The sequence below is a fragment of the Marinomonas sp. A3A genome (assembly GCF_018336955.1).
Lineage (GTDB): Bacteria > Pseudomonadota > Gammaproteobacteria > Pseudomonadales > Marinomonadaceae > Marinomonas > Marinomonas lutimaris.
In genome coordinates, this window is the sequence record NZ_CP025532.1 from 4,200,584 (window position 1) to 4,216,654 (window position 16,071).

At 45.0% G+C, this 16,071-nt stretch carries 12 protein-coding genes and 1 other annotated feature; of the genes, 3 read left to right on the forward strand and 9 right to left on the reverse strand.

All coding sequences use genetic code 11. The features are described 5' to 3' along the window. Window positions 1-5: 5 nt before the first annotated feature. Window positions 6-125 (reverse strand) — a sequence feature (16S ribosomal RNA rRNA prediction is too short). 572 nt (window positions 126-697) lie between these two features. From sfsA to CYL31_RS19690, 4 genes are all read right to left on the reverse strand, one after another. Then, window positions 698-1,417 (reverse strand): DNA/RNA nuclease SfsA, encoded by a 720-nt coding sequence (sfsA, locus tag CYL31_RS19675; protein ID WP_212916831.1) that lies wholly within the window; start codon window positions 1,415-1,417, stop codon window positions 698-700. A gap of 126 nt (window positions 1,418-1,543) precedes the next feature. Continuing rightward, window positions 1,544-2,146, reverse strand: a complete 603-nt coding sequence (locus tag CYL31_RS19680) for a flavodoxin family protein (protein WP_114413804.1) — start codon at window positions 2,144-2,146, stop codon at window positions 1,544-1,546. 67 nt (window positions 2,147-2,213) lie between these two features. Further along, a complete protein-coding gene (locus CYL31_RS19685; RefSeq protein ID WP_114413803.1) occupies window positions 2,214-2,570 on the reverse strand; it encodes a DoxX family protein in 357 nt (118 codons plus the stop codon). 16 nt (window positions 2,571-2,586) lie between these two features. Beyond that, window positions 2,587-3,639, reverse strand: coding sequence for an aldo/keto reductase (locus CYL31_RS19690; protein WP_212916832.1), 1,053 nt, complete (start codon window positions 3,637-3,639; stop codon window positions 2,587-2,589). A gap of 119 nt (window positions 3,640-3,758) precedes the next feature. Between CYL31_RS19690 and CYL31_RS19695 the strand changes: the two genes are divergently transcribed. Together CYL31_RS19695 and CYL31_RS19700 are read left to right on the forward strand one after the other, a co-directional pair. Continuing rightward, window positions 3,759-4,664 carry a LysR family transcriptional regulator gene (locus tag CYL31_RS19695; RefSeq protein ID WP_114412913.1) on the forward strand — a complete coding sequence of 302 codons (906 nt, stop codon included), beginning with the start codon at window positions 3,759-3,761 and terminating at the stop codon, window positions 4,662-4,664. A 100-nt stretch (window positions 4,665-4,764) separates the two neighbouring features. Beyond that, window positions 4,765-5,667 carry a LysR family transcriptional regulator gene (locus CYL31_RS19700; protein ID WP_249411635.1) on the forward strand — a complete coding sequence of 301 codons (903 nt, stop codon included), beginning with the start codon at window positions 4,765-4,767 and terminating at the stop codon, window positions 5,665-5,667. 95 nt (window positions 5,668-5,762) lie between these two features. On the opposite strand, the gene guaA is transcribed toward CYL31_RS19700, so the two are convergent. Continuing rightward, entirely contained in the window at window positions 5,763-7,340 is a 1,578-nt protein-coding gene (guaA, locus tag CYL31_RS19705) for a glutamine-hydrolyzing GMP synthase (RefSeq protein ID WP_212916833.1), read from the reverse strand. A gap of 127 nt (window positions 7,341-7,467) precedes the next feature. Next, complete coding sequence (gene guaB / locus CYL31_RS19710) at window positions 7,468-8,934, reverse strand: IMP dehydrogenase (protein ID WP_212916834.1); 1,467 nt, start codon at window positions 8,932-8,934, stop codon at window positions 7,468-7,470. A gap of 93 nt (window positions 8,935-9,027) precedes the next feature. Here guaB and xseA point away from each other — a divergent pair, with 93 nt between their 5' ends. Beyond that, window positions 9,028-10,374 (forward strand): exodeoxyribonuclease VII large subunit, encoded by a 1,347-nt coding sequence (xseA, locus tag CYL31_RS19715; RefSeq protein ID WP_212916835.1) that lies wholly within the window; start codon window positions 9,028-9,030, stop codon window positions 10,372-10,374. Between the two features lie 66 nt (window positions 10,375-10,440). On the opposite strand, the gene CYL31_RS19720 is transcribed toward xseA, so the two are convergent. The 3 genes from CYL31_RS19720 to CYL31_RS19730 form a co-directional block, all read right to left on the reverse strand. After that, window positions 10,441-12,369: a methyl-accepting chemotaxis protein gene (locus tag CYL31_RS19720; RefSeq protein ID WP_212916836.1), complete on the reverse strand. Its 1,929-nt coding sequence runs from the start codon at window positions 12,367-12,369 to the stop codon at window positions 10,441-10,443. Between the two features lie 159 nt (window positions 12,370-12,528). After that, window positions 12,529-13,893: a sigma-54-dependent transcriptional regulator gene (locus tag CYL31_RS19725; protein ID WP_212916837.1), complete on the reverse strand. Its 1,365-nt coding sequence runs from the start codon at window positions 13,891-13,893 to the stop codon at window positions 12,529-12,531. Continuing rightward, complete coding sequence (locus CYL31_RS19730; protein ID WP_249411636.1) at window positions 13,880-15,796, reverse strand: sensor histidine kinase; 1,917 nt, start codon at window positions 15,794-15,796, stop codon at window positions 13,880-13,882. Before CYL31_RS19730 ends, CYL31_RS19725 begins: the two co-directional genes overlap by 14 nt. Window positions 15,797-16,071: the final 275 nt, after the last annotated feature.

A 16,071-nucleotide genomic window follows, 5' to 3' on the forward strand; every position in this document is an offset into this window, starting at 1 on the left:
ATCTTACGCAGGCTCATCTAATAGCGGAAGGCTCCGAAAAGTCCCCTCCTTTCCCCCTTAGGGCGTATGCGGTATTAGCATGCGTTTCCACATGTTGTCCCCCTCTACTAGGTAGATTCCTACGCGTTACTCACCCGTCCGCCGCTCGTCAGCAGGAGCAAGCTCCCCTGTTACCGCTCGACTTGCATGTGTTAAGCCTGCCGCCAGCGTTCAATCTGAGCCATGATCAAACTCTTCAGTTAAAAAGTTTGCTTACTCAAAATCTATTACACTAACAATAACTTAATCGACTCATCATTCCTAAAAACAACAAGCCAACATAAAGCGAATTGACGTGTTAGACGTTTCGCAAGACTTCAATTTTTTTGATCATCTCGAATAAGTTAAAAACCAATCCGGACAATCTTCTGAAGCCTCCAGCGAGCGCCCACACAAATTATCTGATTATCTATTTTAAAGAGCGTGCTAACTTGAATCACCAATCAGGTAACAACCTAATCAGTTGAACTTGGTCTTCGTTGCTCTGAAGCCTTGTCCGTGTCAGCGAGGGCGTATATTAAGGATCTACAGATTTTGTGCAACCCTTTTCGACATTTTCTTTCAATTTATTTTAAATAAAAGCGCATTCGTTCATAAAACCGTCAAAAATCGCTCTTTTTGGTTATAAAGCAACCAAATCAAGAGAATTTATGCGCCATTAATCTATCAATTCAGGCATCACCACAGGTACCGAGTGTATTACCTTCATTTCCTGAGAGTCGATTTCTACCTGGTAAGCAATTACCTCAACACCTTTTGCGACAACTTCTATAAAAGCCTGCGCATACTTTTTATCGATGTGAGCAGCAGGCGTAACAGAACTTATTCCAGTATGACTCACACAGAAGAACATTACTGCTCGATGACCTTCTTCGACCATCTTCGCCAGTTCATATAAATGTTTGCGACCACGATCCGTCACCGCATCAGGGAAATACCCTAATCCGTCTTCTTCTAATAAGGTGACGTTTTTAACTTCTACATAACACTTGCGACCATCATCACCTGTCAATAACCAATCAATACGACTTTTCTCGCCATACTTCACTTCTGCTTTCTGTTCTGTATACCCAGAAAGCTCAGTCACAACACCATCAGCAATGGCTTCGCCTACCAATTTATTTGGGTAACCTGTATTAATGCAAGCCAAATACTGCTCATCGACCTCCACCAGCTCCCATGTATAAGCCAGCTTACGCTTTGGGTTATCACTTTTAGATAGCCATACACGAGCGCTATCTTGCTGACAACGTTTCATTGATCCAGTATTGGGGCAATGGGCCACCACAACCTCACCATTTAGCAATTCAATATCGGACAAAAAGCGCTTATAGCGTTTAATCAATTTTCCTTCTATTAAGGGGGTTGGAAATTTCAACCTACACTCCAAAACTTTTCACAATACTCAATACAAACAAAAAAGCTCTCTTTGTAATTAAAAAGAGAGCCGATTGAAATATAAAGCCATTATGCCGTAATAAGGAATTACAACAACCACATAACTCTATGAAATTTCTCGTAAACTAAGCTCCGTCTCAAACGAATAAAATTTCGCAGTTAGACCGGCAACACGTACCCCATAAAGGCGTGCTGTATCGAGGTCTCCTTGCGACATTTCCTCTGGGCCTGCATCAGCAGCAACTTGTGCCATTGGCCCAAGAAACGAACCCATTCGGTTAATATCATCACGCTGTGACGCTTTTGTGTTAGAGGACTTCATTCCCATCCCCACCCAGATGCCTCGATGCTGAGCCGCAAATAAAGTAAAGTATTGCAATGTCGATAGCTTGTCGCCATTAATACTAGAGCTATTGGTAAAACCACCAAACACCTTGTTTTTCCATTTGTCCTCAAACCACTGCTTTGATGACGCATCTGCAAATTTCTTAAACTGCCAGCTAGGTCCACCCATATAGGTTGGAGATCCTAGAATCACAAAGTGCGCTTTGCTAATATCAGACCACGCTGTTTCGCTTAACTCACCATTTGCATCAATCGGTAGCAGTTTGGCGTTTGCCCCATCCGCCACGGCTTCTGCCACACGCTGAGTATGGCCGTAACCAGAATGATAAATAACCACCCCTTTCAACTCTGAAGAAAAACTCATAACACACCTCTTAATTTTATTAATAAAGTTTGTCTTAAAGACAAGACAAAAGACGCCCAGCTTTTCATCACAGAGCGCAACGCAAAGACTTTTGCTTAAATTGAAATAACAAAACTGCCAACACCAACGAAGGAAGAATTACATGCAGCCACTGCTGATTTAGTACGAGCGTAATAAGCGCCCCAACTAAAACCAAACCACCTAAAGCAAGGCCAGCACGTCGCCATTTAAGTGACGACTTGGCTTGCCAATAAGCACTTAGAAGCTCAAGTGCCGCGGTGATGTAATGGAAACCATCGGGGTAACCCCAACGATGGTAGTCTTCCAGCAAGGGCACTGGCGGAAACACATTCAACAACCCAGCAAAGACAAAAAAAGCGACCAATAACCAAGTCATAAAATTTTGATAAGAAAACAGTTTCATTTGAGTACTCTCCTGACTATCGCAATGTTGGCGTAGTTTGCTTACCAGATGGCATGCGAGTAGGTGCTGTACGCTCAAGCATCCAGCCAGGGTATTCTGGCGCGAGACAACTTACTGTATCCAATGTATTTAGATCTTCCTGGTCCAGCTTGACCTCTACCGCCGCAAGGTTCTGCTCTATTTGATCAAAGCGTCTTGCCCCCGTGATCACAGATGTTACAAAAGGCTTACTCAACACATAAGCAAGCGCTACGGCAGCAATAGAAGCATCATGTTTTGCAGCAATCGGGCGCATAGCATCAACACATGCCCAAACTTTGTCCCTATCCACAGGAGGGAAGTCAAAATTGGCACGCCGACCTTCCCCTATCGAGTCTGGTGAAAACTTTCCTGATAGCAGCCCGCCAGCCAAAGGAGACCAGGCCAGTAATCCCATCTTTTCTTCCATTAACATGGGAGCCATCTCACGCTCTAAATCTCTCCCAGCCAAAGAAAAATAGCCTTGCACCGTTTCAAATCGCGCAAAGCCTTCTCGCTCAGCAATGCCCTGTGCTTTCGCAATACGCCAAGCTGCCCAATTAGACAAACCGATATAACGAATCAAACCTCGCGAAATAAGGTCATCAAGTGTACGAAGTGTTTCCTCAATGGGCGTAACAGGATCGTTAGCGTGAATTTGATATAGGTCGATGTAATCCGTCTGCAAACGTTCCAAACTTGCATCCACCGAATCCAAAATATGGCCTCGAGAAGCGCCTCTATCATTCGGACCATTGCCCGAAGGGTTAAAGACCTTAGTTGCAATGACCACATCTTTACGAGGCACGTTCAGATTTTTTAAAGCTTGGCCTAACATTTTCTCGGAGTGGCCATTTGTGTACACATCCGCCGTATCAAAAAAATTAACACCAGCGGAAAAGCAACAATCCACAATACTGTCTGCTGTCGCCTGATCCATTCCAGCAATATCGTGATATAGACCTTGCTGACCAACCGGACCAAATGTCATAGTTCCAAGGCATATTTCCGACACAAATAACCCAGTATTACCCAGTTGGTTATAGCGCATGTCATTCTCCCAAATAAGTGGAACCAGCTCGCCTGACTCTCTAGGATTCCACTTTACCTTGTGATATTTTTACGATAAAGCACCCTAATAAAAACCCATTGTTATCAAAAAGAGAAACAATGCAAAACCTTGATAATCTAGCTATATTTATTCGTATCTCAGAAATGGGCAGTTTCACAGGCGCCGCAGAAAGCCTTGGCATCCAAAAAGGTCGAGCCTCTAATGTCGTACGCCAATTAGAAGCTCAGGTTGGAACGCGTCTTCTACACCGCTCAACTAGAAAAGTTCAACTCACAGAAAACGGGCGAAATTTTTATCTACGAGCTTGCGCTTTACTCGCTGATGCAGAAGAACTCAATCTTATGTTTGCAAAGGATGATGCTTTGCTTGAAGGTCGAATACGTGCAGATTTACCAACAGAATTCGCGCGCGCGAACATTATTCCTGAATTACCTAAATTCATGGAAAAGTACCCTGGTATTGAACTCGAAATTTCCAGTACAGACCGCAGAGTGGATTTAATAAAAGAAGGAATGGATTGTGTACTTAGGGTCGGAGGTGTTCTCGACGATACACTGGTTGCTAGGCACCTTGGCGATCTAAAAATGGTGAATGCAGCAAGCCCTGAGTATCTTAAACAATACGGAGTCCCGCACACACTGGAGGACTTAATAAGCCAAGGCCATCGCATTGTTCACTACACACCAACATTAGGTAATCGCCCATTCGGATGGGAATATTATGATGGTCAAAGCTATCAATCCCTAGACCTCCCCGGCTCACTGCGTGTCAACAACGTTCAGACTTACCATGGCGCGGGCATAGCTGGACTTGGATTGATACAAGCCGGTCTATCCAGCCTGAAACCATTTTTAAGCGACGGATCTCTTGTTGAAGTACTACCAAGCCTACAATCAGAACCCTTACCTGTTTCTATTGTCGTAGCACACAGACAAAACTTGTCTCGTCGAGTACGCATTTTTATATCTTGGATTGAGGAAGTATTAACGCCTTATCTTGATTAGTTTGACTTCAACAGTGCCCAGATTTTTAGACAGTAAACACAAACAAAAGCAGCCCTCTTTGGTTACACTGTCAATCTTATTCTATTGTTTCGGGCTAGGTATGAAAGTAGAAGAGATTTACCGCCGGGATTTAAATCTGTTGGTCGCGTTGCAAGTTCTGGTTGAGGAACGCAGTGTCAGCCGAGCGGCAGAGCGTTTAAACTTGAGCCAATCTGCCATGAGTCGGGTTCTAGGACGATTGCGCTGTTTGTTGTCAGACCCGTTATTTACACATCAAGGACAACACCTAGTTCCAACAGAAAAAGCGCTATCTGTGAATAGGGCTTTGGACGACCCCATTCAGTCCCTTAGACAACTCTTATCTCCAATTGATTTTGCCCCCAAGTTTTGTGATCAGACATTCACGATTTTAACCACTGATTACGCAATGCAAACTATTTTACCCTTTGCGTTACCCCGCATATATCAGGAAGCGCCGAATGTCGCCTTTGAGTTTTTGCCACTACAAGATGAACACTTAAAAGAACAACTCACCTACGGCCGAGCCGACTTAGCTATTTGTCGACCAACACATGCTATTGAACCCTTACAGTATGGGGCATTGGGACGTGTTGGAGTGTCGTGCCTATTATCCAAACAACACCCGCTAGCAGATAAGCAAATGTGCCTAGAGGATTATTTGAATTTTCCTCACGCCATGATCGCCATAAGCGATGGGGTTAAATTTCTGATTGAGCAAGCACTCGAAGATAAGCCAAAACGCCGCATGGTTCTGAGGGCTTATCATTTGGAAGCGGCACTGGCCATTGTGGATATGATGCCACTTATTATTACCGTACCAGCCGATTTAGCTTACCTAATGTCCGGTGGTCAGCCGTCATCCTCGCCTTTATCTCGGCATTGCTCCACCTACCAATCGACGACAGACCTGTCTTACGTATCAGAATGGCAACAGCCTAACTCCCACAGCCTCCTAACACAAAATGTTGGGGGCTTTTTTTAAACCAACACTGATCATCAGCCAATAAAAAAACCCGCTTCAAACGAAGCGGGTTTTTAGGTGTTTCTATTTATTCAGTTAAGACGTACTTAGCTGAATTATTCCCACTCAATCGTCGCAGGTGGTTTAGAAGACACGTCGTACGTCACGCGTGAGATGTGTTCAATTTCGTTGATGATACGACCCGACACTTTCTCTAGCAGTTCGTACGGTAGGTGCGCCCAACGTGCTGTCATGAAGTCGATGGTTTCAACGGCACGAAGTGCAACAACGTATTCGTAACGGCGGCCGTCACCTACTACGCCAACGGATTTGACTGGAAGGAATACAGCGAAAGCTTGGCTTGTTTTATCATACCAACCAGAACGGCGTAGCTCTTCGATGAAGATAGCATCCGCACGACGAAGAATGTCTGCGTATTCTTTCTTCACTTCGCCAAGGATACGAACACCAAGACCTGGCCCTGGGAACGGATGACGGTAAACCATGTCATAAGGAAGACCTAGTTCAAGACCTAGCTTACGCACTTCGTCTTTAAACAATTCACGAAGTGGTTCAACCAACTCCATTTTCATATCATCAGGTAGACCACCAACATTGTGGTGAGACTTGATAACATGAGCCTTGCCAGTTTTTGAAGCCGCTGACTCGATTACGTCAGGGTAAATCGTGCCCTGCGCAAGGAAATCAATACCATCCAATTTAGATGACTCTTCATCGAAGATCTCAATGAAGGTATTACCAATGATCTTACGTTTTTTCTCAGGGTCGTTTTCGCCAGCCAACTTACCAAGGAACAAGTCTTCTGCATCAACACGGATAACTTTCACCCCCATATTGTCTGCAAACATCTTCATTACTTGATCACCTTCGTTTAAACGAAGCAAGCCGTTGTCGACAAAGACACAAGTCAATTGGTCACCAATCGCTTTATGAAGCAATGCCGCCACAACAGAAGAATCCACGCCACCAGAAAGAGCTAGAAGAACTTTTTTGTCGCCAACTTGTTCTTGCATGCGTTCAATCGCATCTTGTGCAATGTTTGCCGGTGTCCACAAAGTATCACATCCACAAATATCTACGATGAAACGAGATAGAATACGGCCACCTTGTAACGTATGCGTTACTTCTGGGTGGAATTGTACACCGTAGAATTTCTTAGCTTCGTTCGCCATCGCTGCGATTGGGCAGCTATCCGTAGATGCCATCAAAGTGAAGTCTTCTGGCATTTCAATCACTTTATCGCCGTGGCTCATCCATACATCAAGCAAGGCAACGCCATTGTTTGCAATGTGATCTTGGATCTCATCGAACAATGCTGGGCCTTCATGCTTACGAATTTGTGCGTAACCAAACTCACGAATTTCAGAACCTTGAACTTTACCGCCCAATTGCTCTGCCATGGTTTGCATGCCGTAACAAATACCAAATACCGGCACGCCCAATGTAAATACTGCTTCTGGCGCACGAGGAGAACCTGGCTCAGGAACGGATTCAGGACCACCAGCAAGGATGATACCTTTAGGATCGAAGTCGATAACGTCTTGATCTTCCATATCAAAAGCACGAACTTCACAGTAAACACCAATTTCACGAACGCGACGCGCAATCAGCTGAGTGTACTGAGAACCGAAATCAAGAATAAGAATTTTATGAGCGTGGATATCTTGCGACATTATTAGCCATTCCTTTCACTCTACTTAAGAGACAAATCTTTTCGTAGAAGTAATCAATAAATAGTAAGAGCAGTAAATAAAGATGGGGCGTGTTGTACGCCCCATCTCAGTATCAAATTATCTTGGATTAACCAGCGTGATAATTCGGCGCTTCTTTTGTAATCGTCACATCATGGACATGACTTTCACGAATGCCTGCGCCTGTAATTTTTGAGAACTGTGCTTTCGTACGCATTGTCTCAACATCTGGCGAACCAGTGTAGCCCATGGAAGAGCGAACCCCGCCCATCAACTGATGGACAACCGCAGCCATCGGACCTTTAGAAGGAACACGACCTTCTATACCTTCAGGAACCAATTTCTCAACACTGCTGGAATCCTGGAAGTAGCGATCACTTGAGCCTTGAGATTGCGACATTGCGCCTAGCGAACCCATTCCACGGTATGCTTTAAAAGAACGACCTTGGAATAAAACAACTTCACCCGGCGCTTCATCTGTACCAGCAAGTATACCGCCAACCATGACAACACTTGCGCCAGCAGCAATGGCTTTACTGATATCACCAGAAAAACGTACACCGCCATCAGCGACTACAGGAATGCCGCGAGGATTCATTACTTCAGCCACATTTGCCACAGCACTGATTTGAGGAACACCAACACCTGTCACAATACGAGTTGTACAGATAGAGCCTGGACCGATACCCACTTTCACGCCATCAGCGCCAGCATCAGCAAGGGCAATTGCCGCTTCAGCCGTCGCAATATTGCCGCCAATCACTTGAATGTGTGGGAAGTTTTCTTTTACCCAACGAACACGGTCAATAACACCTTTAGAATGACCATGCGCCGTATCCACAACAATGATATCAACGCCAGCATCAGACAAAGCTTTCACTCGATCGCCAGTATCTGCGCCAGTACCAACAGCGGCACCAACACGCAAACGACCTTGATCGTCTTTACAAGCGTTAGGGAAGGTAGTGGCTTTATTAAAGTCGGTTACAGTAACCATGCCACGCAATTCAAACTGCTCATTCACAATCAGCACTTTTTCAATGCGATTTTCATGGAGCAACTTGCGAATAGAACCAGATGAAGCACCTTCAAGCGCCGTCACTAGGCGATCTTTTGGTGTCATAATGTCAGAGACTTTTTTATCGTAGTCTTTAACAAAACGCACATCACGGCTTGTTACGATACCAACCAAGTCAGTACCTTGAACAACTGGAACACTTGAAATGCTGTTCGCAGCCGTCAAATCCATTAGCTCTTGAACGCTGGCTTCAGGATTGATGGTAACAAGATCACGAACGATGCCGCTTTCGAATTTTTTCACACGACGCACTTCACGAGCTTGCTCTTCAATGGTCAAGTTTTTGTGCACAATGCCTATGCCACCTTCTTGAGCCAGAGCAATCGCCATGCGATGTTCAGTAACGGTATCCATCGCTGAAGACGTAAGCGGAATATTTAACTCAATGTCTTTAGTGATTTTCGTTTTGAGGCTAACATCCTTAGGAAGAACTTCGGAATAGCCGGGGATAAGCAATACGTCGTCAAACGTTAAAGCTTCTTGCACGATTCGTAACATAATGGGGAGTTTCCAATGCCAACAAGGGTGTTAAGATGGCAAGTAATTCTACTCCAATAGTTGCATTCGGTAAATCAAAACCACGAGAGATTGATGAAAAATTTTACAACTTCAGCGCCACAAGAAACGGCTTTTACCGTATCGCAGCTAAATAGACAAATACAACAACTACTTGAAGCCAGTTTGCCGTGGATTTTAGTGGAAGGTGAAATCTCCAATCTCGCCAAGCCGAGCTCAGGACATTGGTACTTTTCCCTCAAAGATGACAAAGCTCAAATACGCTGCGCCATGTTTAAAGGCAAGAATGCCGCTGTACGCTTTAAGCCCAAAGATGGCGACATGGTTCGTCTACGTGCTCGCGTCACTTTTTACGGCCCAAGAGGTGACTGCCAACTCAGCGTCGAAGGCATGGAGTCTGCTGGCGAAGGCGCATTGCAACAAGCGTTTGAGCGACTAAAAAACAACTTACAAGCCGAAGGCCTATTCGCGCCGGAACACAAAAAACCACTGCCCACAAAACCAGAGCGTGTTGCAATCATCACTTCACCGGTTGGTGCTGCGGTGCGCGATATGATCATTGCCTTCCGTCGACGCTTCCCATTAACTGAACTGACAATTCTGCCCTCTTTGGTACAAGGCCAGGACGCTGCCAAAAACATCCTAAGACAATTACAGCGAGCTGATGGTAGCGGACACTTTGACGCGATTATTCTCGGTCGCGGTGGCGGTTCGCTAGAAGACTTATGGAGTTTTAACGATGAGACATTGGCGCGCGCCATTTTTGCGGCCCAAACCCCTATTGTTTCTGCCGTAGGTCATGAAACCGATTTTACTATTGCGGACTTTGTCGCCGATGTTCGCGCCGCCACACCAACGGCTGCCGCTGAGCTTTTAAGCCCAGACCGCACTCAATTAATTAGACAGATCGAGCAACAAGAGAAACAACTGGTGCGACGTATGTCACGCATTCTCGAACAAAGTCAGCAACAGCTCGACTTCATGACCAAACGTATTCGCCATCCAAAAGAACGAATCGAGCAACAACAGAATCAACTTGAACAACTCAAACGCCGTTTGCAACAAAGCATGCAGCGCAAAATATTAGAGCAACAAACTCAAACTACTAACTTGGCTCATCGCCTAGAAAGAAACAGCCCGGCTCGCCGTATCGATCAGGACAGACAAAAACTAAAAGACATCGACGCTCGCCTTGCTCGCGCATTAAGCAACACCCTAACCAACAAGCAAACAGCCTTTGCACGCATCGTCGACAAACTAAACCTTGTCAGCCCGCTTAATACTTTGGCTAGAGGCTACGCCATTGCATCAAAAGACAAGCAAGTGATTCGCTCCGTTAAGGACGTTAAAAAAGGTGATGCTATTTCGGTAAGGGTGCAGGATGGAGTCATTTCGTGTGACGTAACATCAAGTCAAAGCTAACAATATGCTCCAGTAAGTTTGTACCAAGCTCAATCAATAAGACTTGGTACAGACCATTAAATGCCATCACGTCACTTTGAACAACTCGACTTTATCTTTTAGGTGTCTCATCTCTTCACCAATGGCATTGGTTGCTGCTCGACTTTGATTGAATAATTCGGCTGTCTGCTCGCTTTGTGCCGCCAACATAGATAAATGTTGGTTAATATCCTCCACAGAAGCATTTTGAATACCCGCCCGCTCGGCGACCTGCTCATTCATATCGAATAGTTGCTGCAAGAAGGCATCAAGCGTATTTACTTTTTCTGACACCAGCTTTTGACTGTCTAGGGTCTGAATACTTTTCTCACAGGCAACATCCATCTGCGATGTCACTTGAGTCGATGCACTTCTCAACTGAGTAATGATACTTTGAATTTCATTGGTGGATTCGCTGGTTCGTTGCGACAGCATGCGAACTTCATCCGACACTACCGCAAAACCGCGACCATGCTCGCCCGCCCGAGCCGCTTCGATTGCCGCATTAAGAGCAAGCAAATTGGTCTGTTCTGAAATCGAGCTGATCACATCCAAAACAGAGACAATCTTCTCTATATTTTCATTCAACTCGGTCAAACTGGATTTGCTTTGCAACATATCGACTTCCAGTGCTTCGAGGAATATCAAACTGCTCTGAACTTCTTTATTCGCTTGCTGAAGCTCGGCATTACTTTGATCCGACAACTCACCCGCTTTGGTGGCTAAATCTTTTACCTGCGCACTCTGCTCAGTGATGTCTTGGGTAGAGTTAAAGATCTGATCCACCGATTGCTTCTCAGCCTCAGAGGCTTGAGAAAGTTCATCCACCTGTTGATGCAAACCAGCAATAGCACCATCGGTCGTTTTAACGGCATCATTCACAGTCAAAAGCGAACTTTTCAAAGTTGATAGCAAAGAGTTAACCGCGTCAGCCAAACCACCAATTTCAGCCTTGTCAGAACTTTTAACTTGATAATTGAGATCTAAGTTATCAGAAACATAACGAACATCCTTGCCAATAGCGACAATAGGACGAGTCAGCGAGCCAATAACGAAATGAAGAATGAGCAGAGAAATTAGAATAAAAACGATAGAGTAGAGAAACGCATTCTGTAACTGAGAATAAATCGGCGCCATGATCTGCTGTTTCGGCACCGCGAGCATAATGAATCTGTCTAACACTGGAACCCACAAAGAACCAAGATAAAAGACCTGTCCATTAATGGTCACATCATCCAACACCACCTCGCTTTTATTACCCAATAGGTTAACAATATGATTTTTGTCGATTAACTCCATAAATGGAGAATCGCCTTTCGCTTGAATCACACCATCACTTGTTACCAACATAGCACGGCCCTGCTGACCGACTTGGAGCTTCTGAACCATATTAATCAGCTTATCAGCATTAATTCCTAAGCCAGCTACCGAAAAAGGTTTATTGGTATTCGGATCCATAGAATCACTACGATAGTTAATAAACAGCATCGAATTTTCATACTGCAAATTCAATTCATAGTCATGACCCGTAGCCAAGAAGTTTGGATAAAACTCTTTGTATGGATAGTCTGATAACGGCGTCCTAAAAAAGTCTTTTTCATAGCCAAAATATTCCAAACCATTTGGGCCATTTAATACATAAAAAGTCGAGTCACTTCCTGCGATCTCTTTCACGGATTTCAGCTTAGCTGCTATAAACGCAATCTGGTTATCTGGCGCGCCTTTACTCACCCAATCTTCAACGAAGTTGTCGTTTGTCATCAAATGAGAGGCTGTAATTAACGGAGTAATTTCTGTACTGATTTGCGAAGCTAGATTACTGAGATGGGTTGGTAAAACTTCTTTTTTTAACTGTTCTAGTTCTGTGTCTAGTGTGGAAAGAGCCTGAGTACTGACAGAAACAACAGTACTAACAACAAGCAACACAGCAAGCACAGAGAACATGCGACTTCTAATGGATAGACTTTGCCACTTCATAATAACGTCCTTATTATTCATTCTTATTGTAAAGTTATCGTCAAATACTACACCTCAGTTAATGACAAAAACAAAACAATTTTCTGATTGTAAATAACAAAGCTATTAATAATCGAAAACATTGACACCCATCAAGAAAAAATTCATCTCTGAGAATCTTCACAACCCATAGCGCTCGATTTTCTTAATCAACCCTTGCCGAGAAATACCCAGTTGTTTGGCGGCTTGGGTGCGGTTGCCTTGATTCTTCTCTAAGGCTTGGGTAATCAAACGAATTTCAAGGTCACGCACCTGCTCATCCAGCGAAGCGTCACTTGTTGGCAAATTAACCGACGTTGGGCGAATTTTCTCGCCATTTGGGTACAATAGTTGAATGTCTTCCATGGTAATTCGTCCTTGTGGACAAATAGAAGCCACGCTTTCTAGCGTATTTTTCAACTCACGTACATTCCCCGGCCAAGGCTGATCACGAAACCATTGCACAGCTTCGGGGCTAAGCTGTAATTGCTTAGTTTGCTGACTTTGCAAGCGCTGTAGAAATGACTGTAGCAACACAGGAACATCTTCGAGTCGCTCCGACAGCGCTTGGGTTTCAATATTGACACCCTTAATGCGGTAATACAGATCTTCTCGAAAACTACCTTCTCGGACTTTTTCAAGTAAGTCTGCATTGGTCGCAGAGATCACTCGAATGTCGATGTGCTTCTGCTCTCGTCCTCCCACAGGAAAGAAGGTACCTTCCTGCAACACCCGCAGCAACTTGACCTGCATAGCTAATGGCATTTCGCCGATTTCATCCAAAAACAAGGTACCGCTATCGGCCAAACTCAATAAACCTACCTTGTCTTTTTCCGCCCCAGTAAACGCGCCTTTCACGTAACCGAACAACTCGCTTTCTAATAAATCCGCTGGAATCGCGCCGCAATGCACAGAAACAAACGGCTTGGCTGCGCGATGACTCAAGTCGTGCAAGGTACGCGAAATGACTTCTTTACCGGTTCCCGATGGCCCAGTCACCAAGACCCGTACATCCGTCGGTGCGATTCGCTCCACCAGCGCCCTGACCTTTTGCGAACTCATCGAATGACCGATATACGCAGACGCACCTTGGGCAGAATTGCCTGCTTGTTTTAACTCAGTCAGCTCTCGCTCCAAGGTAGTTTTGGTAATCGCTCGGCGCACTACAACCGCTAACATATCTGGGTCAATCGGCTTGGCAATAAAATCCCATGCGCCAAGCTCGATGGCTTTAAGCGCCAAATCCCTATCCGCATGGCCAGTAATAATAATCACCGGACGACCAGCAAAATCGTCCATAGCATTCAAGGTGACTTGCGGGTCAAAATGCGGCGGCATGGACAAGTCTAATAGCACTAAATCCGCATCAAACGATGCCAAAGTACTTCGGGCTTCGTCTAAGCTACCCGCCGTTTTCACATGATAATCTTGATTCGCCAACCAACGACTAGCCAGTTCGCGAAACGCTGGTTCATCGTCGACCAGTAATATTTTATTTTGTGTCATGAAATTCTCTATTTGAAATAGCAACGCCAGAAAAATGGCGAGGTAAAATAAGCTCAAATGTCACCGGCCAAATCGAATCGGAACGGTGTCTAATCTTCCCGCCATGAGCATCAACAATACGGCGTACTATTGCTAAACCAAGACCACTGCCGCCTGCTCGCTTAGTCACAAAGGGTTGAAATAAGGCTTCGCCTTGTAAGCTTGCATCGATTGCTGGTCCGTTGTTATGCACTTGGATGACTATCTGTTGATCTTGTTCTTTAGCTTCAATAGATAACTTGCCATCTGGCATATTGCGCAAAAAAGACACGGCGTTATCAATGAGATTGATAAACACCTGTTGTAATCGTTGTGGGTCAGCATCCAGCTCTATTGTTTCATTTATATCTAGCTCAACCGCCACACCTTCTAGCTGAGCCTGCGCCAGAATACTTGCTAATAACGACCGTAATGGCGTGGCAACAATTTGCAACGTCAAGCCACCGGAATACACCAACATATCACTCACCAAACGATCGGCGCGTTTAAGCTGAGTCTGAATATGCTGACGCGTTTCGGCTGGCGCGTCATAGGCCGCCATTGAAATTATATTAAGTGGATTGCGTAGCTCGTGGGCCATTGCTGCTGACAAACTGCCCAACTCAACCAGATGCTGTTCGTCCATGCGTTTTCGTTCTGCCGCAGCCAAGGCCAGCGACCTTTCAAGCAAACCACAACTGGTCGAAAACAAGGATGCAAACACTTCCGCCGTCAAACGCATGCCAGGGCTGGCATCTTCCCAACCGATTAATACAAAGTGCCAATCAGAATCTGACCGAGACACTCGAATTGCCAAGGCATCATTCTGCTCCTTAACGGGATAAGCAGAACGTTGCAGCTGAATTGCCACACTACGCCTTATCTGTAGAGAAAGTAAACGCTCACCAATAGCGATCAATTGCGGCCAATCTTGCGCTTCTTTAAGCTGGGTTGACCAAGTATCCAACACAGCTTCATTTAATAAAGCGCCAGGATAAATAAGCCGAGAAACCAAACGACTCAAAGGCTGATAAATGACAGCCGCGACAACCAAGATAAATAGGGAATACAACCAAAGCTGCCAACTGGGAACATTCGCTAACGCCTGTAAACCTATGCGTCCAGACACCACACTGATCACCGCGATGACACAGAGAATTACCAGCATCATGGCAACCCAAAGCAAGGCCCGATTGGCGAACGCATTCACCGATAATATTTGATAACGCACCACCGCGTAGACCAGCAACAGCAAATAAGTTGGCAGCAGCAACATAGGGTAAGGAAACCAGCTAATGCCAAAAGAAGGAAACACAAAACTGGTCGCTAACAACAGGCCCCAAGCGCCAACGCCAAACATGGCGAGAATGGAGCGTTTCTTGTTACCAGAATGTCGATACCAACCAAACAACAACACCCCATGAGCCAAGATGCCGATCAACACCGTATAGGCGAGATTCCATGTCCCCGCCTCGGTAAAGATAAAAAAGGAACGCGTGTCGAGCGTACTAATCGCATCTCCAGCGCCGATCCACCAGCTTTGTAATACCACAGCAAAACTGGTCAGATAAAACCAAGGCACCACTTGATATAAGCGTTCTAGCATCGGCTCTTTAACCGAGCCAGAGTTCACAAAACGAATCGCAAAGTGCAAGAAGAAGGTCGGCATCAACGGGTTGGCCAGAATAATATGAATGCCAATTTGCTCGTAGCCTTGGAACAAAACCACATGTCCAAAGCACCAAATCGCCATCATAATGGCAAAACCTGCCAAGGCTTGCAGATCACTTTGCTTTCGCGCTCGCCACAACAACCAAACAGCTACCAATACGCCGCACACACTGGTCACCAGCATAGCAACTTCAAACATCAACGAAAGCGTCAAAATCGTAAACCTCGTTTACACCTAAAAGTGAGAAAATCGTAAACCTTTTTTACACCGCAAGCAAAGATATAAATTTTCCCTTTAAAATCAAAGATATAAATTCCATTAATAGTTGGCCTGTCCTTTGCTCTACTAAAAACAATCTTTGATCCATATCAAACTATTATCAACTTATAGGACAAGCATCATGAATACTGGCTTTTTAATGACTGAAATCATCGCACTTTTTAGCATTGTAGGTTTAGCCCTATTACCTCTGGCCTTGCAGCAAATGC

Bases quoted from the DNA above. Each gene is read 5' to 3' on its own strand.
- CYL31_RS19680 (WP_114413804.1), bottom strand. From the start codon at position 2,146: ATGAGTTTTTCTTCAGAGTTGAAAGGGGTGGTTATTTATCATTCTGGT.
- CYL31_RS19685 (WP_114413803.1), bottom strand. From the start codon at position 2,570: ATGAAACTGTTTTCTTATCAAAATTTTATGACTTGGTTATTGGTCGCT.
- CYL31_RS19690 (WP_212916832.1), bottom strand. From the start codon at position 3,639: ATGCGCTATAACCAACTGGGTAATACTGGGTTATTTGTGTCGGAAATA.
- CYL31_RS19695 (WP_114412913.1), top strand. From the start codon at position 3,759: ATGCAAAACCTTGATAATCTAGCTATATTTATTCGTATCTCAGAAATG.
- CYL31_RS19700 (WP_249411635.1), top strand. From the start codon at position 4,765: ATGAAAGTAGAAGAGATTTACCGCCGGGATTTAAATCTGTTGGTCGCG.
- guaA (WP_212916833.1), bottom strand. From the start codon at position 7,340: ATGTCGCAAGATATCCACGCTCATAAAATTCTTATTCTTGATTTCGGT.
- guaB (WP_212916834.1), bottom strand. From the start codon at position 8,934: ATGTTACGAATCGTGCAAGAAGCTTTAACGTTTGACGACGTATTGCTT.
- xseA (WP_212916835.1), top strand. From the start codon at position 9,028: ATGAAAAATTTTACAACTTCAGCGCCACAAGAAACGGCTTTTACCGTA.
- CYL31_RS19720 (WP_212916836.1), bottom strand. From the start codon at position 12,369: ATGAAGTGGCAAAGTCTATCCATTAGAAGTCGCATGTTCTCTGTGCTT.
- CYL31_RS19725 (WP_212916837.1), bottom strand. From the start codon at position 13,893: ATGACACAAAATAAAATATTACTGGTCGACGATGAACCAGCGTTTCGC.